The 24,754-nt window shown below is 73.7% G+C and carries 21 protein-coding genes and 1 riboswitch; of the genes, 12 read left to right on the top strand and 9 right to left on the bottom strand.

The annotated features are described in order from the left end of the window. The first annotated feature begins 247 nt into the window (after positions 1-247). On the top strand, positions 248-1,096 hold the full coding sequence (locus tag OG500_RS06150; protein WP_327065362.1) for a hypothetical protein: 849 nt from the start codon (positions 248-250) through the stop codon (positions 1,094-1,096). A 34-nt stretch (positions 1,097-1,130) separates the two neighbouring features. On the opposite strand, the gene OG500_RS06155 is transcribed toward OG500_RS06150, so the two are convergent. Beyond that, on the bottom strand, positions 1,131-1,316 hold the full coding sequence (locus OG500_RS06155; RefSeq protein ID WP_327065363.1) for a hypothetical protein: 186 nt from the start codon (positions 1,314-1,316) through the stop codon (positions 1,131-1,133). A 248-nt stretch (positions 1,317-1,564) separates the two neighbouring features. Between OG500_RS06155 and OG500_RS06160 the strand changes: the two genes are divergently transcribed. The 3 genes from OG500_RS06160 to OG500_RS06170 all read left to right on the top strand — a co-directional run bounded on the left by OG500_RS06160 (position 1,565) and on the right by OG500_RS06170 (position 3,504). After that, positions 1,565-1,849, top strand: coding sequence for a DUF427 domain-containing protein (locus tag OG500_RS06160; protein WP_327065364.1), 285 nt, complete (start codon positions 1,565-1,567; stop codon positions 1,847-1,849). Between the two features lie 47 nt (positions 1,850-1,896). Continuing rightward, positions 1,897-2,628, top strand: a complete 732-nt coding sequence (locus OG500_RS06165) for a YoaK family protein (protein ID WP_329577460.1) — start codon at positions 1,897-1,899, stop codon at positions 2,626-2,628. 93 nt (positions 2,629-2,721) lie between these two features. Then, positions 2,722-3,504: an SGNH/GDSL hydrolase family protein gene (locus OG500_RS06170; RefSeq protein ID WP_327065366.1), complete on the top strand. Its 783-nt coding sequence runs from the start codon at positions 2,722-2,724 to the stop codon at positions 3,502-3,504. 87 nt (positions 3,505-3,591) lie between these two features. On the opposite strand, the gene OG500_RS06175 is transcribed toward OG500_RS06170, so the two are convergent. Continuing rightward, positions 3,592-3,843, bottom strand: coding sequence for a DUF4190 domain-containing protein (locus tag OG500_RS06175; RefSeq protein WP_327065367.1), 252 nt, complete (start codon positions 3,841-3,843; stop codon positions 3,592-3,594). A 91-nt stretch (positions 3,844-3,934) separates the two neighbouring features. Then, positions 3,935-4,090 (bottom strand): hypothetical protein, encoded by a 156-nt coding sequence (locus OG500_RS06180; RefSeq protein WP_327065368.1) that lies wholly within the window; start codon positions 4,088-4,090, stop codon positions 3,935-3,937. Positions 4,091-4,225: 135 nt separating this feature from the next. Between OG500_RS06180 and OG500_RS06185 the strand changes: the two genes are divergently transcribed. The 4 genes from OG500_RS06185 (at position 4,226) to OG500_RS06200 (ending at position 10,245) form a co-directional block, all read left to right on the top strand. Continuing rightward, complete coding sequence (locus OG500_RS06185; RefSeq protein ID WP_329577464.1) at positions 4,226-4,864, top strand: TetR family transcriptional regulator; 639 nt, start codon at positions 4,226-4,228, stop codon at positions 4,862-4,864. A 146-nt stretch (positions 4,865-5,010) separates the two neighbouring features. Continuing rightward, positions 5,011-5,355 (top strand): rodlet layer protein, encoded by a 345-nt coding sequence (locus OG500_RS06190; RefSeq protein ID WP_329577468.1) that lies wholly within the window; start codon positions 5,011-5,013, stop codon positions 5,353-5,355. A gap of 181 nt (positions 5,356-5,536) precedes the next feature. Further along, on the top strand, positions 5,537-7,258 hold the full coding sequence (locus OG500_RS06195) for a glycosyltransferase family 2 protein (RefSeq protein ID WP_329577471.1): 1,722 nt from the start codon (positions 5,537-5,539) through the stop codon (positions 7,256-7,258). A gap of 14 nt (positions 7,259-7,272) precedes the next feature. Then, positions 7,273-10,245: an SGNH hydrolase domain-containing protein gene (locus OG500_RS06200; RefSeq protein WP_329577474.1), complete on the top strand. Its 2,973-nt coding sequence runs from the start codon at positions 7,273-7,275 to the stop codon at positions 10,243-10,245. Between the two features lie 70 nt (positions 10,246-10,315). Here OG500_RS06200 and lpdA read toward each other — a convergent pair whose 3' ends face one another. The 4 genes from lpdA to OG500_RS06220 all read right to left on the bottom strand — a co-directional run bounded on the left by lpdA (position 10,316) and on the right by OG500_RS06220 (position 14,578). Beyond that, positions 10,316-11,725: a dihydrolipoyl dehydrogenase gene (gene lpdA / locus OG500_RS06205; RefSeq protein ID WP_329577477.1), complete on the bottom strand. Its 1,410-nt coding sequence runs from the start codon at positions 11,723-11,725 to the stop codon at positions 10,316-10,318. Between the two features lie 125 nt (positions 11,726-11,850). Beyond that, the gene (locus OG500_RS06210; protein WP_329577480.1) at positions 11,851-12,828 is read right to left on the bottom strand and encodes an alpha/beta fold hydrolase; all 978 of its coding nucleotides are present in this window, start codon (positions 12,826-12,828) and stop codon (positions 11,851-11,853) included. Between the two features lie 89 nt (positions 12,829-12,917). Then, on the bottom strand, positions 12,918-13,622 hold the full coding sequence (locus OG500_RS06215; protein WP_329577483.1) for a pyridoxine/pyridoxamine 5'-phosphate oxidase: 705 nt from the start codon (positions 13,620-13,622) through the stop codon (positions 12,918-12,920). After that, the gene (locus OG500_RS06220) at positions 13,619-14,578 is read right to left on the bottom strand and encodes a pseudouridine synthase (protein ID WP_327065376.1); all 960 of its coding nucleotides are present in this window, start codon (positions 14,576-14,578) and stop codon (positions 13,619-13,621) included. Before OG500_RS06220 ends, OG500_RS06215 begins: the two co-directional genes overlap by 4 nt. Before the next feature lie 104 nt (positions 14,579-14,682). Between OG500_RS06220 and OG500_RS06225 the strand changes: the two genes are divergently transcribed. After that, positions 14,683-15,603 carry a carbohydrate kinase family protein gene (locus OG500_RS06225; protein ID WP_329577487.1) on the top strand — a complete coding sequence of 307 codons (921 nt, stop codon included), beginning with the start codon at positions 14,683-14,685 and terminating at the stop codon, positions 15,601-15,603. Between the two features lie 7 nt (positions 15,604-15,610). Here OG500_RS06225 and OG500_RS06230 read toward each other — a convergent pair whose 3' ends face one another. After that, positions 15,611-16,381, bottom strand: a complete 771-nt coding sequence (locus OG500_RS06230) for an SAM-dependent methyltransferase (protein ID WP_327065378.1) — start codon at positions 16,379-16,381, stop codon at positions 15,611-15,613. 259 nt (positions 16,382-16,640) lie between these two features. Between OG500_RS06230 and OG500_RS06235 the strand changes: the two genes are divergently transcribed. Then, complete coding sequence (locus tag OG500_RS06235; RefSeq protein ID WP_327065379.1) at positions 16,641-18,089, top strand: serine hydrolase domain-containing protein; 1,449 nt, start codon at positions 16,641-16,643, stop codon at positions 18,087-18,089. 324 nt (positions 18,090-18,413) lie between these two features. Continuing rightward, positions 18,414-18,539: riboswitch (cyclic di-AMP (ydaO/yuaA leader) on the top strand. Between the two features lie 5 nt (positions 18,540-18,544). Next, on the top strand, positions 18,545-19,336 hold the full coding sequence (locus OG500_RS06240; RefSeq protein WP_329577490.1) for a LysM peptidoglycan-binding domain-containing protein: 792 nt from the start codon (positions 18,545-18,547) through the stop codon (positions 19,334-19,336). A 347-nt stretch (positions 19,337-19,683) separates the two neighbouring features. Here OG500_RS06240 and OG500_RS06245 read toward each other — a convergent pair whose 3' ends face one another. Further along, complete coding sequence (locus OG500_RS06245) at positions 19,684-20,106, bottom strand: MarR family winged helix-turn-helix transcriptional regulator (RefSeq protein ID WP_327065381.1); 423 nt, start codon at positions 20,104-20,106, stop codon at positions 19,684-19,686. A 181-nt stretch (positions 20,107-20,287) separates the two neighbouring features. On the opposite strand from OG500_RS06245, the gene OG500_RS06250 reads away from it, so the two are divergent. Next, positions 20,288-24,559, top strand: a complete 4,272-nt coding sequence (locus OG500_RS06250) for an nSTAND1 domain-containing NTPase (RefSeq protein ID WP_327065382.1) — start codon at positions 20,288-20,290, stop codon at positions 24,557-24,559. Positions 24,560-24,754: the final 195 nt, after the last annotated feature.

The following is a 24,754-nucleotide window of genomic DNA, read 5'->3' on the forward strand; positions in this document are numbered from 1 at the left end:
CCGTGAGCGGGTCGTGCGCCGGTCGCCTCCACCCCCCGCGGCACGGGTCGCGGCCCGCCGATCCCGTCCCGTACCTCGGCACCGGGACCGGCGCCGGGTTTCCTCCGGGTTCCGGATCGGTTCCGGTCGAGTTACACGGCGGCCCGGAGCGCCGATGCCCTGAGCCGCCCTGGCCATGTCAAAATTGACCGGCCATCAGGTCCAGCCCTCGCCGCCTCGGCGACGGGCGCCAGATCCAGGAGGCCGCGTGCGAATCTTCGCCAAGCAGTCGTTCGAATCGCTCTACCAGCAGCCGCTCCCCGCCGGCTACTTCCGTCACCTGGCGCCGCTGCGCTACCGCTCCCCCGACTTCGCCCGCCGCCTGCTGCCCGGCACCATCGCGGAGCTGCGCCGGCGCACCGGGCGCCGGCAGCTGAAGATCCTCGACCTGGCCTGCGGCTACGGGATCAACAGCGCGCTGCTCAAATTCGGGGTCGACTTCGCGACCTTCGCCCGGCGCTACCCGCTGCACCCCGCCCGCACCGCGGCACCGACCGCGAGCGCCCCGCAGGCGGCGGGCCCGGTCCACGTCACCGACGAGGCCGTCAGCCGGGACGCCGCCTTCCTGCGGTCCAGGGCGCACGACACCGAGCTGACCGTGGTGGGCCTGGACGTCTCGCTCCCGGCCACCGAGTACGCGCTGGCCGCCGGTCTGATCGACGCCGCCGTCAACACCGACCTGGAGCGGTACGACCCCACGCCGGCCGACCAGGCCGTGCTCGCCGGAGCCGATCTGGTGCTGGCCACCGGCGCGTTCAGCCACCTGGGCATCGCCACCCTGGAACGCGTCCTCGCGCTGCAGAGCACCCCGCCGGTGGTGCTGGGCTGGCCGCTCTACGGCCAGCCCACCGAGGAGATCGCCCGCTGCCTGGCCGGCCACCGCCTCACCGTCACCCGGCCCGACCCGACCCCGCGGCACCAGCGGTACTTCGCCGACGCCCGCGAGCGCGAGGCCTACCACTACTCGCTGCGCCGGCTGCGGGTGCCGTTCGTCGGCTCGGCGGCCGAGACCAGCCTCTGCGTCACCTCGCTGCTCGCCCGCCCCGCGCTGGCCTGAGCCGGCGGCAGGATCGACGCTCCGTCAGGAGCTGTCAGGCCAGCCGGCTCAGCGCCGCCTCGGCCCGGCGCGCGGACGGTGCCGCGTGCCGTCCGCGCGCCCGGCGCCGGTGGCGGCGGGCCAGGCGGGAAGCGGTCTCGCGGGAGCGCGCGGGGTCGGTCAGGCAGAGCAACAGGGCGAGCAGCGGCGGAACGGTCAACAGGAGCACGGTCAGGGTCATGGCGGCCACCTCTTCCGATCGTGAGCGAACGGCCTGAGGGCAGTGTCGCCAGCTCGCCCCGCCGGTAACCGCCCGTCACACCGTCGCCGAGGCCGATCACCCGCCGGGCCCAGCCGCCCCTGCGGCGACCGGCCGCAGCGCCGTCCCGTCCGGGTGAGCACCCGTAACCCGCCCGCCCCCGCGGTACCGTCCGCCGCTCCCGGGCAGGCCCTAGGCTGGACCGCAGCCACCGGACGAGAGGATCCGTCATGCCGACCGCGTACTGGAACGGCCAGGTGATCGCCGAGAGCGAGGACACCGTGGTCGTCGAGCAGAACCACTACTTCCCCGTCTCGGCCGTACCGGCCCACTACCTGGTCCCCTCCGAGACCACCTCGTTCTGCCCGTGGAAGGGCACCGCGAGCTACTACACCCTGGTGGTGGACGGCGAGCGGAACGAGGACGCCGTCTGGTACTACCCCGACCCCAAGCCGGAGGCGGAGCAGATCCGCGGCCGGGTGGCGTTCTGGCGCGGCGTGGAGGTCCGTCCCTGACCCGCGGCGAGCCGGACCGCATCCGGCGCGGGCTCCGGGCACGGGCGGTGGCACACGGGGCCCTGCGGACCGCCGTGCCGCTGCCCGGCGACCGGCACGGCCCGCTGCCACCGCTGCTGCTCGTGCTCACCGTGGTCAGCGGAATGATCGACGCGGTCAGCTATCTGACGCTGGGCCATGTCTTCGTCTCCAACATGACCGGCAACGTGGTCTTCCTCGGTTTCGCGCTGGCCGGTGCCCCCGGCTTCTCGCTGGCCGCCTCGCTGACGGCGGTGACCGCCTTCGCCTGCGGCGCCTTCCTCGGCGGCCGGCTGCTGGCGGGGCTGCCGCACCGAGGGCAGGTGCTGCTGCGCGGGACGGCGGCCGAGACCCTGCTGCTGGCCGCCGTGGCGGTGCTCCTCGCGGCGGAGCCGGTGGTCACGCTCGGCCAGTCGAGCAGTTCCCGCTACCTCGCCATCGCGGTGGCGGCCGTCGGGATGGGCATCCAGAACGCGACCGTGGCCGTGCTCGCCGTCCCCGACCTGACCACCACCGTGCTGACCCGGACCATCACCGGCATCTTCGCCGCCCCCGAGGACGCGGGACGCTGGGGCGAGCCGACCGGGCGGCGGCTGATCTCCGTGCTCACCCTGATCCTGGGCGCCGTGGCCGGCGCACTGCTGGTGCTGCACGGCACCCAGCCCCTCTCGCTGGCGGTGCCGGCGGCACTGGCGGCGTCGGTCGTGGCGGCGGCGCTGCGCTCGGTCGGCTCGGGAGCCGGCTGGACCCGGCCCGCATGAAGTATTCCCGCCGGGCAGGTGGCCAATGTCACGCTCCGCCACCCCACACCTACGGTGGCGTAGGTCACTTGAGACAGTGAAGTATCTGATCCCATGGCTGACCATCTGGAGATCCTTGAGTTCAACTCCTACGTAGCCCTCGGCGACAGCTTCACCGAGGGCCTGAACGACCCGTCCCCCGACGGAACCTTCGCCGGCTGGGCCGACCGGCTGGCCTGGATGCTGGCGGCGGGGCGGCCCGAGGGCGAGTTCCGGTACGCGAACCTCGCGGTGCGCGGCCGGCTGCTCGACCAGATCGTCGCCGAGCAGGTGCCGCAGGTCCAGCGGATCCAGCCCGACCTGGTGACGTTCGTGGCCGGCGGCAACGACATCCTGCGCCCGGGCAGCGACCCGGACCTGGTCGCCGAGCGCTTCGAGGCGGCCGTCGTGCGGCTGCGCGAGTCCGCGGGCACGGTGCTGATCTCCACCGGTTTCGACACCCGGGGCATGACGGTGCTCAAGCACCTGCGCGGCAAGATCGCGACGTACAACGTGCACCTGCGGGCGATCGCGGACCGCAACGACTGCGCGGTGGCCGACCTCTGGTCGCTGCGCACGCTGCAGAGCCGCCAGGCCTGGAGCGAGGACCGGCTGCACCTGTCCCCCGAGGGCCACCAGCGGGTGGCACTGCTCGCGGCCCGGGCGCTGGGCCTGGAAACGGCGGAGGACCCGGCCGCGCCGTGGCCCGCCGAGGAGTCGCACACCGCTGCCGAACAGCGCCGGGAGAACCTCCAGTGGGCGCGGGACTACCTGCTGCCCTGGGTCGGCCGGCGGCTGCGCGGCGAGTCCTCGGGCGACCACGTCGAGGCCAAGCGGCCCGACCTGCTGCCGCTGTGAACGACCGCGGCCCGGCTCCCGCCAGCCGGCGGGAGCCGGGCCGCTGCATGCGTACGGCTGCTCGTCCTGCTCGTAGTTGACGGTGGGTCAGCCGATCTGCCACAGCGCGCCGTGGCTGCTGACGAGCTCCGCGGCGAGCACCGCCAGGTCGGCCGCGCCGAGGGCCAGGCCGAGCAGCGCGCGGCCACGCCGGTCGGTGCCGCGCACCAGCGCGAGCGAACCGAGGACCAGCGCGAGCGGCCCGAAGACGAGGTTGAAGAGCAGCAGGCCGATCAGACCGAGGACGAACGAGGCGACGGCCATCCCGTCGGCCTCCCGGGTCAGGGTCCGGGCTTCCATGGGATTTCCCCCTTCTGGGACGAGCAGGGCTTGTTGGCGGCGGATCAGGTGGATCAGATGGATCAGATGGGTCCGGGCGGGGTCGGGCCGGTCAGCGGTGACGCAGCCGGCCGACGCCCTCACGGACGCCGAAGGCCAGCAGCCAGAGGCCGATGACCGCACCGGCGAGCAGGAACTGCGGCATGGTGGTGTGCGCGGCGGCACCCAGCAGGACCCCCGCGGCGGCAAGCGCGAAAAAGAAGAACATGAGGCGACCCTTCGGCTGGCAGGGGCGTGCGACCGGGGCTCCGGCCGACCGGTCGGCGATTTGAGCTAACAAGTGTTCGCCGACATCTCCACTCTACGCTGGCGCAGGTCGGCAAACAGTTGTTTACTGAATGACGTGAGTCACACCCCCGGAACCAGAGCCGCCCAGAAGGAGCAGAGCCGCCGCGCCCTGCTCGACGCCGGACTGCGGCTGCTGGAGCACCAGAACCTCAGTGGCCTCGGCGTTCGGGAGGTGACCCGGGAGGCCGGGCTCTCCCCCGCCGGCTTCTACCGCCACTTCCGCGACCTGGACGAGCTCGGCGTGATCCTGGTCACCGAGTCGCTGCAGAGCCTGCACCTGATGATCCGGACGATCCTGGCCGGACAGGGGGACGCCGAGCAGCTGATCGACGGAACGATCGCGGTGGTCGCCCGGCACGTGCGCGAACACCGGGCCCACATCCGCTTCCTGGCCCGCGAGCGGCACGGCGGGGTGCAGCGGGTGCGCGAGGCCATCGCGGCGGAGCTGGCGGCCTTCACCGACGAGACCGCCGCCGCACTCGGCACCCAGCCGCAGAGCGCCGGCTGGAGCGCCGCCGATCTGCGGATGCTCGCCGGGCTCTACGTCGAGCACCTGGTGGCCACCGCCGCCGCGTTTTTGGAGGCCCCCGCCGACTCCCCCGCCACCGAGCGCCGGATCGCCGCGCTCGCCCGCGACCAGCTGCGGCTGATCAGCCTGGGCCGTCGGCACTGGCCGGTCGGCCCGGTCGGCTGACGCCCGGCGCCACCCCCTCCGGATGGGTGAGTCCGACTGTCGGGCAGTGTCCTCGCGCAGGTCAGCGCGTTGAACGCGACGTCGCACCAATGCCGGCGCCGCGGTGGTTTCGCGCCGCCGCCGGTCCTGTAGAGAGGACATGACCCATGCTCAAGAAGGCTCTGGCGAGCACCGGTATCGCCGTCGCGTCGCTGGCCGCGCTGGCCTCCCCGGCGATGGCCATCGGCAACGCCGACGGCTCGGCCGCCTCGATCTCGGGCGACGGGGGCACCAACAACGACGGCACCCACGGCAACCACAGCGCGGCGTACCACACCCTGGACAACACCAACCTCTGCCTGCCCGAGGTGCACCACGTGCAGGTCGGCATCCTGGTCCCGGTCCAGGTGGACGTGCCGATCGCCAACCAGCAGCAGCACCAGATCTGCAACGTGGGCCACACCACCCAGGGCAACGGCGACGGCGCGCTGCTCTCGCACGCGATCGGCTGAGCAGCACCCTCCCCGCCGGCCACGGTCACCGGCCAGGCAGCCCCCACCGCCCGACGGTGGGGGCTGCCGACGTCTCACCCCACTCCGATCGTTGCACGCTGTTCACCTGCCACGTCACAGTGGTCTATACCAATCGGCTACTGTGGACCCCGGAAGCTGTCGACACGGCTGTGGGGGCCATATGACTGTCCATCACCTTCCGGCGCCACCGAACGACCAGGAGCTGTACTGGTACTTCGGTCCGCAACGCCGGTGGGTCCTGCTCTGCACCTCTCTCGCCTTCGTTCTCACGGCGGCGACCATGCTCACCTTCGCCCTGCGCACACCCGCGCTCTGGGCCTTCCTCGCGGTGCTGGCGCTCAACGTGCTGGCGCTCGCGCTCTCCTCGCTCAACAGCCTGCGCCAGCGCCGGCTCACCCGGCAGTCGCACGAGGTGCTGGTGCGGGCCTGGCGACCGACCGAGGCGCCGAGCGTCGACCTGTACCTGCCCACCTGCGGCGAGCCGCTGGAGGTGCTGGCGAACGCCTACCGGGCCGTCCACCAGGTTTCCTGGCCGGGCGAGTTGACCGTCTGGGTGCTCGACGACGCGGACCGCACTGACGTCGCCGAGCTGGCCGCCGGGTTCGGCTACCGGTACGTGGTCCGCCCGGACCGCGGCACGCTGAAGAAGGCAGGCAACCTGAACCACGCGCTGACCCTTGGTCAGGCCGAGTACATCGCCATCCTGGACGCCGACTTCGCCCCGCGCGCGGACTTCCTGCACCACCTGGTGCCGTACTTCGCCGATCCGGCGATCGGCATCGTGCAGAGCCCGCAGTGCTTCGACACCGACGCCTCGATGAGCTGGATCGAACGCGCCGCCGGCTCCGCCCAGGAGTGGTTCTTCCGCTGGATCCAGCCCTCCCGGGACGCCAGCGACGCGGCCATCTGCTGCGGCAGCAACGCCGTCTACCGGCGCACCGCGATCGAGGCGGCCGGCGGCTTCGCCAAGCTCGACCACAGCGAGGACATGTACACCGGACTCGCGCTCTACGAACGGGGTTTCCGCACCCTCTACGTGCCGGTGCTGCTCGCCAAGGGCACCTCGCCGGACAGCCTGTCCTCCTTCGTCAACCAGCAGTACCGCTGGGCGATGGGCAACCTGCACCTGCTCACCAGCCGCGACCTGAAGCGGATGCGCGCGCCCTGGCGGATGCGCCTGTGCTTCTACGAGGGCGTCGTGGGCTACCTGACGATGACGCTGAACCTCTTCGCCGCCCCGCTGCCGCCGCTGGTGATGATGTACTGCTACCCCGGGCAGATCCGGCCCTGGCACGTGCTGCCGCTGCTCGCCCCGCTCTGGCTCTGGCACGTGCTGCTGCCCCGGGTCAGCCGCACCCGCTGGCGGGTGGAGGTGATCCGGGCCAATGTGCTGATGAGCGTGGCCGCCGGCGCCGCCGTCCTGCACACGCTGCGCGGGCGCAGCGCCGCCTGGGTGCCCACCGGCGCCGGCGCGACCAGGCCCGGCGGACTGGCCCGGCGGGTGGTGCTGGTCGCGCTCGGCTGGACGGCCTGCTCGATCCTGGCCGCCGCCGTCGGCCTCGCGCTGGACGTGGCCGGGCAGGGCTGGGGGCCCACCTGGGGCCTGGCCCTCTACCTCGTGGTGCAGTGCCAGATCGGCCTGCCGCTGATCCGCGACCTGGTGGCCCAACTGCGCACCACCCGGGCTCCGTCGGCCCGGCGCCGGCTGCCGCTGCTCGCCCGGATCGGCCGCCCGGGCCGCGCGGGCCGCACCGAGGGCGCCGCCGGCACCGCCGTGCTGCCCCGGCGCTGGCCGGAGGGCCTGGCCGTGACCGCCGCCCTCACCCTGACCGCACTGCTCGCCTCCGGCTGGGTCAGCCCCATGCTGACCTGGCTCGGCTGAAGGAACGTGCCACTGTGACTGCGAGTATTCTCTCCACCCGCGAACCGCGCTCCGGACCGGGGACGAGCGGGGCCGTCCGGACCGGGACCCCGGGCTTCCGACCCGATATCGAGGGGCTGCGCGCCGTGGCGCTGCTGGCCGTCCTCGCCTTCCACGCAGGTGTGCCGCACCTGGCCGGCGGCTTCGTCGGCGTGGACGTCTTCTTCGTGATCTCCGGCTATCTGATCACCGGCCTGCTGCTGCGCGAGGCGGTGGCCACCGGGCGGATCCGGCTGGCCGAGTTCTTCTCCCGCCGGGCCCGGCGGCTGCTGCCCTCGGCGGCCCTGGTGCTGACGGTGGTGGCGCTGGCGGGTGTCTGGCTCACCGCGCCGCTGCGTCGCACCGACCTGGAGTACGACGTGCTGGCCTCGGCGCTCTCGGTGGCCAACTGGCGCTTCGTCGCCCAGCAGACCGACTACCTGGCCGCCGGCCGCGATCCCAGCCCGCTGCTGCACTTCTGGTCGCTCGCGGTGGAGGAGCAGTTCTACCTGCTCTGGGCGCCACTGCTGGCCCTGCTCGTGCTTCTGACGCACCGTCAGCTGCGCCGCGGACTGGCGATCCGGAGCACCGTGGTCACCGCCACCGCGCTGGCCACCGCCGTCTCGTTCGTGCTGGCGCTGGGCTGGACGCACCGCGAGGTGTCGCTGGCCTATCTCGGCACGCCCTCCCGGGTCTGGCAGTTCGGCATCGGCGCGCTGCTCGCGCTGCTGCCCTGGCACCGGCTGCCCGGACCGCGCCCGCTGCGCGCCCTGGTGGGCTGGGCCGGCGCGGCGCTGATCGCCTGGTCGGCGGTTACGTACACGGCCGCCACGCCCTATCCCGGCTGGGCCGCGCTGGCGCCCACCCTCGGCACCGCGGCAGTGATCCTGGCCGGCATACCGGGCCGCGGCGAGGCCCCGCACACCCGGCCCATCGGGCCCGGCCGACTGCTGGCGACGGCTGGCCCGCGCGCCGTCGGGCGCCTGTCCTACAACCTCTACCTGTGGCACTGGCCGGTGCTGGTGCTGGCGGAGGCCAGGTTCGGCACCCTGGGCTGGCCGGTCAAGGTGGCCCTCACGGCGGGGGCCGCGCTGCCCGCGCTGGCCGCCATGCGCTGGGTCGAGCGGCCACTGCGCCGCAATCCGGTGGTCAACGAACTCCCGCGCCGAGGGCTCTCGTTGGGCCTGAGCGCGATCATCATCCCGGTGCTGCTCGCGCTGGTGGTGGGCACCGGCACGCTGCGGGTGCTCGGTCCGGGCACCCCGGTGGACCTGGCGGGCCTGCCTCCGGGCGCGGCCACCGGGAGTTCGCTGCTGCTGCCGGCCGATGCGCACGCCGCGACGACCATCGTGCCGAGCGCCGCCCAGGCCCGCAAGGACTTCCCGCCGGACGGCGCCTGCGAGGTCGCCCCGGCGGCCACCAGCAGCCCGCCCTGCCTGTTCGGCGACACCGCGAGCAGCGACCGGATCGTGCTGCTCGGCGACTCGCACGCGGGCCAGTGGTTCTCCTCCGTGCTCGCGATCGCGGCCGAACGGCACTGGGCGCTGGAGGAGTTGGTCAAGCAGGGCTGCCCGCTTCCGCAACTCACGGTGACCAACCCGCAGTTGGGGCGCACCTACCGGGAGTGCGACAGCTGGCGGGCGGACAGCCTGGCGCGGCTGCAGCGCGAGCCCAGGCCGAAGCTGATCGTGGTCGGCTCGCTCAACCGCTACACCGAGGACGGTCGGCTGCTCGCCCAGGCCTGGGAACAGACCCTCACCCCGCTGCGCGCGCTGGGCGTGCCGATCGTCTACCTGACGGACACCCCGATCCCCGGCCAGGACATCCCGGCCTGCGTCTCGGGCCACACCGCCGATCCCGGCGCCTGCGACTTCCCCCGGTCCAAGGCCACCTGGCCGGACCCGCTGGCCGACGCGATCGCCGCCGGACACGAGCCCGGGATCCAGGCGGTCTCGGTCAACCAGGTGCTCTGCCCGGGCTCGGGGCCCAGTTGCCCAGCGGTGCTGCAGCGGATCCTGCTCTACCGCGACGACGCGCACCTGACCAACGTCGCGGCGGTGGTGCTCACCCCGCGCCTGGAGCGGCTGCTGGTGGACGCCGGCCTGGTGCCGGCCCAGGGCGCGCCGTCCACCGGGTCCACCGGGCCGGCCCCGCAGGCCGGCTGGACCCAGCTGCTGCGCGACGACTTCCAGGGGCCGGCCGGTGCCAGGCCCTCGGACCAGCTCTGGCAGTACGACACCGGGACCTGCTACCCGGGCTGCCCGGCCGCCCAGTGGGGCACCGGCGAACAGGAGACGATGACCGACTCCACCGCCAACGTCCGCCTCGACGGCCAAGGCGTCCTGGAGATCACCCCCACCCGGCAGAACGGGCAGTGGAGTTCGGGACGCCTGACCTCCAAGCGCGCCGACTTCACGCCGCCGCCCGGCGGGGTGCTGCGGATCGAGGCCTCGATCCAGCTGCCCCAGGTCAGCGGCCCGGCCGCGGCCGGCTACTGGCCCGCCTTCTGGACCCTGGGCGCGGGCCTGCGCGACGGCTTCACCGGCTGGCCCGGAATCGGCGAGCTGGACGTGATGGAGTCGGTCAACGGCGCCGGCTCGGTCTTCGGCACCATGCACTGCGGCACCGCCCAGGGCGGGCCCTGCCAGGAGCCGCAGGGCCTGGGCTCGGGTGAACAGCCCTGCCCCGCCTGCCAGGGCGGCTTCCACACCTACGCGGTCGAGGTGGACTTCTCCACCAGCCCCGAGCAGGTGCGCTGGTACCTGGACGGCAAGGAGTACCACCGGGTCACGGCGGCCCAGATGGACCCGGCGACCTGGGACAAGGCCGTGCACCACGGGCTGTTCCTGATCCTGGACGTCGCGGTCGGCGGCGGCCTGCCCGCCGCGTTCGGCGGCTCGGTGTCACCGGCCACCGAGCCGGGGCACCCGATGCGGGTGAAGTACGTCTCGGTTGCCACCCGGCCCTGACGGTGCGCCGGACGGCACGGCACGGCCCGGCCCGCTGACACCTGGTCAGCGGGCCGGGCCGGCTTCGGCATCAGAAGTTGATCATGTGCCCGGACAGGCCGTGGATGGCCTCCTTGACCGCCTCGCCCAGCGTCGGGTGGGCGTGCACGTTGCGGGCCACCTCGTGCACCGTCAGGTCCCACTGCTGCGCCAGCGTCAGCTCGGGCAGCAGCTCGGTGACCTCGGGGCCGATCAGGTGGGCGCCCAGCAGCTCGCCGTACTTGGCGTCGCTGATCACCTTGACGAAGCCGATCGGGTGGCCCAGGCCGTGCGCCTTGCCGTTCGCGGTGAACGGGAACTTGGCGACCTTGACGTCGTGGCCCAGGTCACGGGCCTGCGCCTCGGTGTAGCCGAAGCTGGCCACCTGCGGCTGGCAGTAGGTGGCGCGCGGGATCATCGCGAAGTCCACCTCCATGGTCTCCGCGCCGCCGATCGTCTCGGCCGCGATGACGGCCATCGCCTCGGCCGCGTGCGCCAGCATCAGCTTGGCCGTCACGTCGCCGATGGCGAAGACGTGCGGCACGTTGGTGCGGCCGCGCCCGTCCACCGCGATCGCGCCGCGCTCGGTCAGCGCCACGCCGGTGGCCTCCAGGCCGTAGCCCTGGACCCGGGGCGCGAAGCCGATCGCCTGGAGCACCTTGTCGGCCTCCAGCACCTCCTGCTGCCCGTTGCGGGTGACGGTCACCCTGACCTTGGCGTTCGGGTCGCTGTCGTCGATCGAGTCCACCCGGGTCGAGGTGAGGACCTGGATGCCGAGCTTCTTGTACTGCTTGGCCAGCTCGGCGGAGACGTCCGCGTCCTCCAGCGGGACCATCCGGTCCAGGAACTCCACGATCGTGACCTGCACGCCGTAGCTGTTCAGCACGTAGGCGAACTCGACGCCGATCGCGCCGGCGCCGGCGATGATGATGCTCTCGGGCAGCGTGTCGGTGAGGATCTGCTCCTCGTAGGTCACCACCCGGTCGCTGAGCGAGGTGCCCGGCAGCAGGCGGGTGGTCGCACCGGTGGCGATGATCACGTGGTCGAAGGTGACGGTGGCGAAGCCGCCCGCGCTCAGGGCCACCTGCAGGGTGTGGTCGTCGATGAAGGTGCCGCGACCGTCGTACTCGTCGATCGCGTTCTTCTTCATCAGGTAGTGGATGCCGGCCACCCGGCCGTCGGCCACCTTGCGGCTGCGCAGGTAGGCCTCGCGGTAGTCGAAGGTGACCTGGCCCTCGACCTTGATGCCGTAGGTCTTCGCCTCGCGGGTGAAGAGGGTGGCCAGCTCGGCGTTGCGCAGCAGTGCCTTGGAGGGGATGCAGCCGACGTTGAGGCAGACCCCGCCCCAGTACTTCTCCTCGATCACGGCCGCCTTCAGGCCGAGCTGGGCGGAACGGACGGCAGCGGTGTACCCGCCCGGGCCCGCTCCCAGGACGACGACGTCGTAATGCGTGGTGCTCATGATCCTCTTCCGGCATGGTCGGACAAGATGCTGACGCACCCGACTGTATTCCCACCCCTTGGCACCGGCCACGCCCGCCTGCCGCGCGAGCGCACGGCCGGTCTCCAGGGGGCCCGGAGCCGGCCCTAAGCGTCGAGGTGGGCGAGGAAGTCCAGCAGCTCGCGGTTCACCTCGGCGGGCCGCTCCTGCTGGGTCCAGTGGCCGCAGCCCGGGAGCGTGACGCTGCGGAACAGCCGGGGCAGGATGCTCGGCAGCGACCCGATCAGCTTGTCCACCCCGCGCAGCACGCCGACCATGTCGCGGTCGCCGATGACGTAGAGCGCGGGGACGGTGATGCCCAGGCCCCGGAAGGCCGCCATCAGCTCCTGGTTGCGGTCGATGTTGCGGTACCAGTTCAGCGGCCCGGTGAAGGCGTGCTCGCCGTGCCCGGCGTAGTCGGCGGCGAAGGCCTCGACGTCCTCCTCGGTGAGCCAGCCGGGCAGCTCCTTCGGCTCGGGCAGGGTGTCGAGCAGGGTGCTGCCCTCGGGGATGATCCACGGGCTGGGCTGCGCGGGGTTGTCGCCCGAGACGCCGAACAGCGTGGCGCGGAAGGTGGCCCGCAGGTCCCGCGCCAACTCGGCATCGGCGACACCCGGCTGCTGGAAGTAGTTCTGGTAGAAGCCGTCGCCGTAGACGTGCCGGGCAGCGGCCAGCGAGCCGATCCCGGCCGGCAGCCGCGGCGGCACGCTCAGGCCGGCGACCGCGCGCACCAGATCGGGCCGCAGCATCGCGCTGGCCCAGGCCACCGGCGCGCCCCAGTCGTGGCCGACCACCACGGCCTGCTCGGCCCCGAGCGCCTCGATCAGCCCGACCACGTCACCGACCAGGTGCGGCAGGGTGTAGGAGTCCACGTCCAGCGGCCGGTCACTGCGGGCGTAGCCGCGCTGGTCGGGCGCCACCACCCGGTAGCCCGCCGCGGCCAGCGGCGCGAACTGGTGGCGCCAGGAGTACCAGCTCTCCGGGAAGCCGTGCAGCAGCAGGACCAGCGGTCCCTCGCCCTGCTCGGCGACGTGCAGGCGGATGCCGTTGACCTCGACCTGGCTGTGCTTGACCGCATGGACCACGATGACTCCTCGGTAGGCGGGTGCGGCCTCAGCCTAGCCAGCCAACTGGGGCCTGTCCGGCGGATCTTGTCGGATCATCGGACAGGGACTCACGGCCAGAGCATCCCCCGGGTCCACTCCCCCGCGCCGGCCGGCCTGCGGTACGCCAGCCGCACATGGCGCCGGTCGCCCGCGCCCTGCCAGAACTCGACCTCCTCGGCCCGCACCGCGTACTGCGTGTAGCCCGCCGCGACGATCCCCTGATCCGCCGCCAGCTCGTGCTCCGCCGCCGCCCAGGCCGACCGGAACTGCGCCACCTCCGCCAGCGGTTCGCTCTGGCGCCCCACCAGCGAGGCCGCCCGCGACTTGGGGCTCAGCAGCTGGAACGTCCCCGCCGCCGCCCCCGCGTCCCCGGTCCGCACCGCGCCGCGCACCCGGACCTGGCGCCCGAAGGCCGGCCAGTACCAGGTCAGCGCCGCCCGCGGGTCGGCGGCCAGCTGGCGGCCCTTGGGGCTGTCGGTCTCGCCCCAGAACCACCACTCGCCCGCCGCCGGGTCCACGTCGCGCAGGGTCACGATCCGCGCGTCCGGGGTGCCGTCGAGCCCGGTCGTGCCGAGCGTGAGCACCTGCGCGTCCGGGACGCCGTCGCGCATCGCCGCCAGCAGCCAGCGGACGAACAGCTCCACCGGCTCCGCCGGCGCCTGCGTCGGCTCGAAGCCCGGCAGCTCGCGCGCCATCGGCGGCCGGTGGATCAGCAGCTCGCGCAGGGCCGTCAGGCGCTGTCCGGGTGTCTGTGCGTGCTCTTCCGTGGTCATGCCGCCACCTCTGCCAGGCCCTCGCCCGTGCCCTGCTCCGCCCAGGCCGCCAGCCTCCGGCGCGAGCGGAGCAGCACCGGCCGTCCGGTCAGCGGATCGGTGAACGCCAGCGTGGCCGCGAGCAGTTGCAGCGGCCTGCGAAAGTCGTCCGGCGCCGCCTCGGGCAGCACCTCGGGGTAGACCGGATCGCCGAGGATCGGCAGGCCGAGCCCGCTCATGTGCAGCCGCAGCTGGTGGGTCCGGCCGGTCAGCGGGGTCAGCCGGTAGCGGGCCAGGCCGCCGCGGTGCTCGATCAGCTCGATCCGGCTCTCGGCGTTCACCGGTCCGTCCTCCTCGCGGGCCGCGATCACCCCGCGCTCCTTGACGATCCGGCTGCGCACCGTGCGGGGCAGCGCCACCCGCGGGTCGTGGCGGGCGACGGCCTCGTACTCCTTGGTCACCAGGCGGTCCCGGAAGAGCGTCTGGTAGGCGCCGCGGGCCCGCGGATCGGCGACGAACATGACGAGGCCGGCCGTCAGCCGGTCCAGCCGGTGCGCGGGGCTGAGCTCGGGCAGGTCGAGCTCGTGGCGCAGCCGGGAGAGCGCCGTCTGCACCACGTGGCTGCCGCGCGGCGTGGTGGCCAGGAAGTGCGGCTTGTCGACCACCACCAGGTGCTCGTCGCGATGGATCACCTCCAGCTCGAAGGGCACCGGCACCTCGGGCGGCAGGTCGCGGTGGAACCAGACGCTGGTGCCGGGGAGGTAGCGGCTGTCGGGGCCGACCGGTCCGTCCGCCCCGACGATCTCACCGGCCCGCAGCATCTGCGCCAGCCGGTCCGCCACCTCGTCCGGCAACCGGTGCGCCAGGTACTCGGCCACCGTCGCCCAGCGGCCCTCGGCCGGCAGCCGCACCCGGACCGGGTCCACGCCGTTCCGCTGCGGCAGGGGGGCGGGCACCGGCTTCGTCCTGCGTCTCATTCCGGCAAGCCTACGGCCCGCCGCGACCCCCGGGTGTTCCGCGCCGCCCGCCGGCCCGCGAAGATGGGTACCCCCGTCACGACCAGCCCGGGAGCCTGAGCAGGATGACCGACTTCCTCGTCATCGGTGAGTGCGTCGCGGACATCGTCCGCACCCCCGGCCGGCCCGATGTCACACACCCCGGCGGCAGCCCGGCCAACGTCGCCTACGGCCTGGGCCGGCTCGGGCACCCTACCGCGCTGCTCACCCAGCTGGGCACCGACCGGCTCGGCGAGCTGATCACCGCCCACCTGCGCTCGGCCGGCGTCGAGCTGCTCACCGACGGACGGCCGCCGGCCGCCACCCCGAGCGCGATCGTCACGCTGGACGACCGGGGGCGGGCCGACTACACCTTCGACATCCACTGGTCGCTCGCCCCCACGGCCCTGGCCGTCACGGCCCCGCATGTGCACTTCGGCTCGCTCGCCGCGCTGCTCGCACCCGGCGCCGAGGCCACCGCCGCCCTGGTCGCCGGGCTGCGCGCGGGCGCGACGGTCAGCTACGACCCCAACATCCGCCCGGCCCTGCTCTCCTCGCCCACCGAGGTGCGCGCCCGGGTGGAGCGCTGCGTGGCGCTCAGCGACCTGGTCAAGGCCAGCGACGAGGACCTCCAGTGGCTCTACCCGGGCCGCTCCCCCGAGCAGGCCGCCGCGCACTGGCTCACCCTCGGCCCGGCCCTGGTGCTGGTGACCAGGGGCGGCGCGGGCGCCCTCGCCGTCACCCGCGACGCGCGGGCCGAGGGTCCGGCCACGGCGGCCGAGGTGGTGGACACGGTCGGTGCCGGCGACTCCTTCATGTCCGCGACGCTGGACGCGCTCGCCGCCCGCGCCCTGCTCGGCGCCGCCGCCCGCGCTTCGCTGCGCAGCCTCACCGGGGCGACGCTGGCCGCCGTGCTGCGGCACGCCGGTGCGGCGGCGGCCGTCACGGTCTCCCGCGCCGGGGCCAATCCGCCCGACCACCGCGAGCTGGCCGCGGCACTGTCCTGAGCACCGGTCAGGCCTTGCGGCCGACCCCCGCGTACATCCAGCGGGTGGTGGCCTCGGTGGCGGCGTCCGGGCGCCAGAGCGGCACGAATTCGACACCGGGCTCCAGCAGCTCCCAGCCGTCGAAGAGCCCGGTCACCTCCTCGCGACCGCGCAGCCGAATGCCCGAGGCGGTCTTGTCCCAGGTCTTGGCCACCTCGGCGGCGCGCTCGGGATTGCCCTCGTGGGTGCTGTGCGAGAGCAGCAGGTAGCTGCCCGGCGCCACCCGCTCGCGCACCTGGTCCACCGCGTGCCGCGCCTGCTCGTCGCTGACGAAGTGCAGCAGCGCCAGCAGCAGCACGGCCACCGGCTGCGAGAAGTCCACCAGGGTGCGCAGCTCCGGGCGTTCGAAGAGCTCGTCCAGCTCCCGGACGTCCCCGGTCAGCACCGTGGTGCTGCGGTTGTCGGCCAGCAGCGCGCGCCCGTGGGTGAGCACGATCGGGTCGTTGTCGACGTACACCACCCGGGCGTCGGGGGCGACGGTCTGCACCACCTCGTGCACGTTGCCGGGCGAGGGCAGGCCGGCGCCGATGTCGATGAACTGCCGGATGCCGGCCTCGGCCGCCAGCCGCACCGCCCGCCGCAGGAAGGCCCGGTTCTCGCGGGCCGCCGCGGGTATGTCCGCCGAGGCGCTGATCGCGTGCTCGGCCGCCTGACGGTCCGGCGGGAAGTTGTCCTTGCCGCCGAGCCAGTAGTCGTAGATGCGCGCGGGGTGCGGGCGGTCCGTCTGAAGCCGCGTCATGTCGCTGTCGTGTCCGGACTGGTGCACCGTCTCCCCCTCTGATCCTGCGGCCCGTGGTCGCGCGGCCGGGGGCAGCATAGCGGGCCGCAGAATCCGGGCTGGTCGGCGGGGGTTCCCGGGCGTCGTTGCCGGGGACGCTCGAAGGGAGCCCGCCCCGCCCGCCGGCGGACCCGCTTATTGCCGAGCCATGCGGGGCGGGCGCCGGTAGGGTCGAGCGGTTCGACCTTCTCCAGCCCCCCAGCTGCGAATGTGAGATCAGATGACCTACCAGTCGGGCGAGTTGCCGATCAACCAGGCACGGGCCGACGAGTTGCCCATCCCTGCCGTGGCCGCGGACGAGCTGCTGCCCGAGACGCGCCGGGCCCTGCTGCACCGCCTCGCCGTCGGACAGGCACAGGGCCGGACGCCCTCGCTGGTCGGCCTGGTGGCGCGCGGCGGCCACCGGGTCTGGAGCGGTGGCCGGAGCATGATCGAGGGCCACGCGCCGGACGAGAACACGCAGTACCGGATCGGCTCGATCACCAAGTCCTTCGCCGCGGTGCTGGTGCTGCGCCTGCGCGACGAGGGCCTGCTCGACCTGGCCGATCCGCTGGAGCAGCACCTGCCGGGCACCTCGGCCGGGCGGGCCACGATCCGCGAACTGCTCAGCCACACGGCCGGGCTGGCCGCCGAGACGCCGGGCCCGTGGTGGGAGCGGACCGACGGCTCGCACCGCCCGGAGCTGGGCAACCTGCTGGAGGAGCAGCCGTTCCGCCACCCGGCCGGCGAGCGCCACCACTACTCCAACCCCGGCTACGCGCTGCTCGGCGCGCTGGTGGCCAAGGTGCGTCGGCTGCCGTGGGGCGAGGTGCTGCGCCAGGAGGTGCTCGATCCGCTCGGCCTGACCCGCACCACGCTGCTGCCGCAGGCCCCGCACGCGGGCGGGTTCGCCGTGCACCCGTGGGCGGACGTGATGCTCCCCGAGCCGCTCACCGACACCGGCCTGATGGCGCCGGCCGGGCAGCTCTGGTCCACCGCCGCCGACCTCGCCCGCTGGGCCTCCTTCCTGGCCGGCACGCTCCCGGGCGGCGCGGAGAAGGTCCTGGCCCCCGCCACGCTGGCCGAGATGCGCCGCCCCGCCGCCGGCCCGGACCGTGACGACTGGACCTCCTGCTTCGGACTGGGCCTGCAGCTGTCCCGGCAGGACGGGCGGCTGCTGGTCGGCCACGGCGGCTCGATGCCCGGCTTCCTGGCCGGCCTGTGGTTCAGCCCCGAGGACGACGTGGCAGCGATCACCCTCACCAATGTCACCGCCGGCTCCGGGCTCGGGACGGTGGCCCCCGACCTGATCCGGATCGTCGCCGAGCGCGAACCGCTGCTGCCCACCGCCTGGCGCCCGTTCACCGACGCCGATCCCGACCTGCTCGCACTGACCGGCCCCTGGTACTGGGGACCCACCGCGCTGGCCCTGCACCTGCGGGCGGACCGGGCCCTGGAGCTCACCGCGCTGAGCGGCCCCGCCCGCACCTCCCGCTTCCTGCCCGAGCCGGACGGCAGCTGGGTCGGGCTCGACGGCTACTACGCGGGCGAGCCGCTGCGCGTGGTGCGCGCCGAGGACGGCTCGGTCAGCCACCTCGACGTGGCGGGCTTCGTGCTGACCCGCGGCGCCTACCAGCCGGCCGCGGTGGTGCCCGGCGACGTCGACCCGCAGGGGTGGCACGCGGGCTGACGCGGCGCGGGCGGGCTCGGCGTCGGCTGACGCGGCGCTGGCTGGCTGACTGGCTGGCTGACTGACTGACTGACGCGGTGCGGGCTGACGAAAATTCATATCACGGGGCGATAACGATGCGAATCGTTATCGCCCCTCCAGCTTCGGCATGAGACACCTCACATTGCCCTGTGACAGCGCCTCCTGGCTTGAGATGGGACCTTCGACCTGTCTACGGTGCATGCCGTTCGTCTCCACACGAACCCCGCTCCCCGGAACGCCGAATCCTGCCGCCGGATGGAACGGGCACTGTGCACTGAAGCACCACGGCAGGGGCGGGGGACCCAAGGTAAGTCGCCCCACCTGGAGCAAGGCTCCGGGCGGGGCTTGGGGTGAAGCCGCGCATTGCGCGGCCGGGCAACTCCAGCCCGAATCCGACAGCTCACCTCGCAGGCGTGGGAGAGGAAACGCTTTTCATGCTGTCCGTCAACGGTCGCCCCAGCCTGCCCAGCCGCGCCGCCATCAAGCGCGCGATCGCCACCGCCGTCATCGTCGGCGCCGGCGCCGGTCTGCCCATGATCACCGCCGGTGGCGCCAGCGCCACGCCGATCCACTCCGGTTCGCACGGCTACACCGCGCAGCACGAGTCGGCCGCCGCCGCTCCGGCCGCCGCCCCGGCCGCCCAGGCTCCCGCCGGCTACACCGTGCAGGACGGCGACTGGCTGTCCAAGATCGCCACCAGCCACAACGTGCAGGGCGGCTGGCAGAAGCTCTACGACCTGAACAAGTCGGTGCTCGCCGACGGTCCGGACGTGATCTACCCCGGCCAGCACCTCGCGCTCGGCGACGCCCAGGCCCAGGCCCCGGCGCAGACCCCCGCCCCGGCCCAGGCTCCGGCCACCGCCCCGGCTCCGGCTGCCCCCGCCGCTCCGGCTGCCGCGGCCGCTCCGGCCACCCCGGCGCTGAGCGCCAACGCCAGCGTCGCCTCGCTGCAGGCGCTCGCCGCCTCGATCGTCCCGGCCGACCAGCTGGCGTCGTTCGACCAGATCATCACCCACGAGAGCGGCTGGAACGTCACCGCCACCAACCCGAGCTCCGGTGCCTACGGCCTGCCGCAGGCCCTGCCCGGCAACAAGATGGCCTCGGCCGGCTCGGACTGGGCGACCAACCCCGCCACCCAGATCAAGTGGGCGCTGCAGTACATGAACCAGACCTACGGCAGCCCGAACCAGGCCTGGGTCTTCTGGCAGGCCCACCAGGCGTACTGATCACCCCGGTGATCAACGGCCGCCGGCCCGCCCCCATCGGGCGGTAGCGCTCGGCGGATCGTCCGCAGCCGTCGGCCGGCCACGGGTTTCCCACCTGTGGCCGGCCGACGGCTTTGGCGCGCCTGGCTCTTGGCTCGCTGGGCCTTCGGCGTGCCGGGCTGTTGGTGTGCCGGGCCTTTTGTGTGCCGGGCTGTTGGTGTGCCGGGCCTTTTGTGTGCCGGGCTGTTGGTGTGCCGGGCCTTTTGTGTGCCGGCTGTTGGTGTGCCGGGCTGTTGGCGCGCTGTCGCAGCGACGGGCTGCGCCCCGCTCGTCAGCTGCCGGGCGCCGGCCCGCCGTGCGATCCGGCGTCAGTCCGCCGCGCCGTACCGCACCAGATAGCCCGCCAGCCGCGCGACGTCCTCGTCGGTCCACTCCGTGAACCGCTCGGTGAACGACTCCCGGCGCATCTCGTACGCGTGCCGCAGCAGCGCCATCCCCTGCTCGCTGGGGCGCAGGATCTGCCCGCGGTGATCCTCCGGATCCACCTCGCGGCTGAGCAGCCCCAGCTTCTCCAGAGCGCCGACCTGCCGGCTCACGGTCGACTTGTCGAGCATGAAGTACGCGGCCAGGTCGGCCGCCCGGCAGCCACCGCGCTCGTTCATCAGGTCGAGGATGCTGTACGTCACCAGGGAGAGCCCCGGGTGCAGCTGCGAGGCCTTGTGCCGGGCCCGCCGGGCGAAGGCGGTCAGCTCGCGCTGGATGATCTCGATCGACTCGTCTCGACCCGACACGCGTGACCTCTTCCTCTCCCATGGTGGTTGCGTATTACAACATATGTGCCACTGGCGCCGCCACTGGACCCGCGCCGATCGAGATCACAGCATGCCAGACGGGCTGGTCACAGCCGGTAACCTGTCGACGACAGATCCGAGAAGTCGCCAAGCGCGGCCTGGCTGGCGTCGCGGGGTGCGCATGGACCTGATTCCACCGGCGGACGGGGCTCCCCGGGCCACTGCCGACCAAGCGCCCGGCGCCGCGCCCGCTCACGGCCGGCCGACTGCCCATCCTCCGACTGCCGCCCGCTCCCGGGACGAGTGCTTCGGTGCCGAGCTGCGCCGGCTGCGCACCGAGCGCGGACTGTCGCTCAGTGCCCTCTCCCGCCTGCTGCACTACAGCAAGGGCTACCTCAGCAAGATCGAGAACGGCAGCAAGCCGGCGGGCCATGACCTGGCGCGCCGCTGCGACGAGCTGCTGCGCGCCGACGGTTCGCTGCTGCGGCTGACCGAAGCCGCCGAGCCCGGGCCGACGGGGGCCGGCCCGGCCGGGCCCGGGTCAAGCGGGCCAGCCACCGACAGTGCCCTGCCGACCGCTGCCGGCCACGCGCTCGCCGTGCCACCGGCACTCGACCTGCCCTGCCCCTACCCCGGGCTGGCCGCCTTCGGCCCGCAGGACGCCCACTGGTTCGCCGGGCGCGACCACGCCCTCGCCGCGTTGCTCGACCGGCTGGCCGAGCGCGCGGGACGGGGACCGCTCGCACTGGTCGCCCCCTCGGGCGCGGGCAAGTCCTCCCTGCTGCGGGCCGGCCTGCTGCCCGCCCTCCAGCGCGGCGACCTGCCGTCCGCCCACCCGGGGGCCCGCCGTGTCCTGGTCTGCACGCCGGGTGCGCGACCGCTCTCCGTCCTGCGTCAGCTTCTTGACACCTTGTCAGTCTCCGATGCCGAGGCCGCACCCCGGCTCGTCGCGCTTCCGCCGCCCAGCGCCGAAGCCCCGCCGACACCAATGGCCGAGCCGGAACTCTCACCCTCCACTCCACCTTCACCCTCGCCCTCCGGCGTGCCCCGCCCGGCGCAGTCGGCTGCCCCGGCCCTCGGGCCGGCCCTGATCGTGGACCAGTTCGAGGAGGTCTTCACCCTCTGCCCCGATCCCGCCGAGCGGCACGCCTTCATCCAGGCCCTCTGCGAGCTCGCCACCGTCCCGGACGACCGGCCGGCGGCCGAGGCCACCCTCGTCGTGCTGGGCGTGCGCGCCGACTTCTGCGGACGCTGCCTCGACCATCCGCAGCTGGTCCCCGTCTTCACCCGCGGCCTGCTCGCGCTCGGTCCGATGACCAGCGCGGAACTCCACGAAGCGATCACCCGCCCGGCGACGGAGGCCGGCCTGCTGCTGGAGCCGGGGCTGGCCGAAATCCTGCTGCGCGACCTCGGGCCGGTGGAGCTGCCGCTGCCCGCCGACCCGCCCCACCCGCGCGCCGAGGCCGCCGTCCTCCCCCTCCAGCCGGGTGCGGCGGGCGTGCTCCCGCTGCTCTCGCACGCGCTGCTCGCCACCTGGCAACAGCGCGAGGGGCGTGCCCTGACCGTCGCGGGCTACCTGCGCACCGGCGGGGTGCACGGTGCGATCGCGGCCACCGCCGAGAACCTCTTCGCCGGCCTGTCCGCCGAGGGCCGGCGGACGGCTCGGCACCTGCTGCTCCGCCTGATCCACCTGAGCGAGGAGAGCGAGCCGACCCGCCACCCGCTGGCCCACCAGCAGTTGCTGGCCTGGCTCTCCGCACCCGACCCGGCGGTCGAGCAGGGCGATCCGGCCGCTCTCGCCGATCCGGCGGATCTGGCTGCTCTGCCTGGTCTGCCTGCTCTGCTCGGTCTGGCCGGCCTGCCTGGGTCCCGACCCACCGGGCCGCTCGCACGATCGCGCCCACAGCTGCACCGATGGGCGCCGCGCCGGCTGCTGCCCCGCACCGCCGCCACGCCCGTGCCCGCGCCGCGCACCCCGCAGGGCGGCCCCGGCCACCGGGCCACGGCGGTGCTCGACGCCTTCGTCCAGGCCCGGCTGGTCACCGTCGACAGCCAGACCGTGCTGATCACCCATGAGGCGCTGATCCGGGCCTGGCCGCGGCTGCGCGGGTGGATCCACGCCGACCGGGCCGGTCTGCTGGTGCGCCAGCAGCTCGCCGAGGCCGCCGCCGACTGGGAGCGCGAAGGGCGCGATCCGACGGCGCTCTACCGCGGCACCCGGCTCGCGGTCGCCTCCGAGCACCTGCGCGATCCGCGGCGCCGAGCGGAGCTGACACCCGCCGAGGCCGCCTTCCTGCGAGCCGGCCAGGCCGAGGAGGCGGAGCGGCAACGGACGCAGCGGCGGCAGCTGCGCCGACGGCGGCAACTGCTGGTCACCCTCGTGGGGCTGCTGCTGCTCGCCATCACCGCCGGCAGCGTCGCCTACCGGCAGCGGGCCGAGGCACTCATGGAGCGCCGGACCGCACTCTCCAAGGCACTCGCCGCCGAATCGGCCGCCCTCGCGGCCGGCCGCCCCGAGGAGTCGATGCTACTGGCCGACGAGGCGTTCCGGACCGCGCCGACCACCGAGGCCCGTGGCGCGCTGCTGAGCACCCAGTCCCAGGCCTTCGCCGGCCGGCTCTTCGGCCATGCCGGGCCGGTCAACGCGGTGGCCTTCAGCCCCGACTCCAGCCGCCTGGCAACGGCCAGCTCGGACGGGACGGTGAAGATCTGGAGCGCTGCCGACCGCCGGCTCGACACCACGCTGACCGGGCACGGCGGTCCGGTGCGCGCCGTCGCCTTCGCCCCGGACGGCCAGACCATCGCCTCCGGCAGCTCGGACGGCACGGTGCGGCTGTGGGACATGCCGGGCCGCCGGCTCCCGGTCACGCTCTTCGGCAACGGCGGCGCGGTGCGGGCCGTGGCGTTCAGCCCCGACGGGCAGACCCTGGCCTCCGCCGGGGCCGATCGCACGGTGCGGCTGTGGGACACCACCAGTCACACCCTGATCGCCGCCATGAGCGGTCACACCGACGAGGTGGTCGGCGTGGCGTTCAGCCCGGACGGCCGACTGCTGGCCTCGGCCGGCGAGGACCGCACGGTGCGGCTCTGGGACACCACCACGCACGCGCAGGTGGGCACCCTCACCGGCCACGGCGACGAGGTGCTCGGTGTGGCGTTCAGCCCCGACGGACGCACCATCGCCTCGGGCAGCGCCGACCGCACGGTGCGGCTCTGGGACACTGCCAGCCACACCCTGCTCACCACCCTCACCGGCCACAGCGACGACGTGAACGGCGTGGCCTTCACCGACGGCGGCACGACCCTGGTGAGCGCGAGCGGCGACGGCACCGTGCGGCTCTGGGACCTGACCGCCCACCGGGTCATCGCCACGCTCTGCGGACACACCGACTACGTCCAGGGCGTGGCCGTCAGCGCGGACGGCAAGCTGATCGCCACCGCCGGCTTCGACCAGACCGCGGCGCTCTGGGAGGTCGGCGCGGAAGCCCTGACCGTGCATCCGTTCACCGAGATCTGGCAGAGCGCGTTCAGCCCCGACGGGCGCACCCTGGCCGCGGCGGACGCCGCACACACCGTGCGGCTGTGGGATGTCGCCCGGCATGCCGTCACCGGGGCGCTCGCGGGGCACACCGGCTCCGTCTTCGGCGTCGCCTTCAGCCCCGACGGGCGCACCCTGGCCTCGGCCGGGGCCGACCAGACCGTCCGGCTCTGGGACCTGGCGACCCATGCCCAGCTCGCGGTGCTCACCGGTCATCAGGGATCGGTCTTCGCCGTGGCGTTCAGCCCCGACGGGCGTCTGCTGGCCTCGGCCGGCGAGGACCGCACGGTACGGCTCTGGGACGTCGGCTCCCGGCAGCCGATCGGCGTGCTGAGCGGGCACACCGACTTCGTCAACGCGGTGGCGTTCAGCCCGGACGGCCGCCTGATCGCCTCCGGCAGCGACGACCTGACGGTGCGGCTCTGGGAGGCCCGGACCAGGCGACCGCTCGCCACGCTCAGCGGCCACCGGGGTTCGGTGCGCGCGGTCGCGTTCGCCCCTGACGGGCGCACCCTGGCCAGCGCCGGCAACGACGGCACCGTACGCACCTGGGACAGCCAGGACCACAGCCTCACCGCCACCCTGACCGGACACACCGGCTCGGTGCGCGGCATCGCGTTCGCCCCCGACGGGCGCACCCTGGCCAGCGCCGGCAACGACGGCACCGTCCGCACCTGGGACACCCGGGACCACACGCTCACCGCCACCCTGACCGGACACACCGACGCCGTCTGGTCGGTCGCCTTCAGCCCCGACGGCCGCACGCTGGCCAGCAGCGGCAGCGACGGCACGATCCGGCTGTGGGACTCCAGCACCCAGGACCGCACGGCCGGGATCTGTCGGGTGGTCGGCGTCGTCAGCCCCGAGCACTGGGCCCGACTGCTGCCCGATCAGCCGTACAAGCCCGGCTGCTGACCTCCACCGACCTCCACCGAGTTCCACGACACAGCAGGTCAGCGGGGGTTTCCCAAAGTGTTTCCCGTTTCCTGACGATTGGGCGACGGCGATCGTCTGGACACGCCCTGCCGTCGGCGATCACTCTCGATGCATCGGCGGTCACCCGCTGAGACGGCCCCGCTCTGACGGCCCGTCCTCCTGCTGCCTGGTCAG

It is taken from the genome of Kitasatospora sp. NBC_01250 (assembly GCF_036226465.1).
In the GTDB taxonomy this organism is placed as follows: Bacteria; Actinomycetota; Actinomycetes; order Streptomycetales; family Streptomycetaceae; genus Kitasatospora.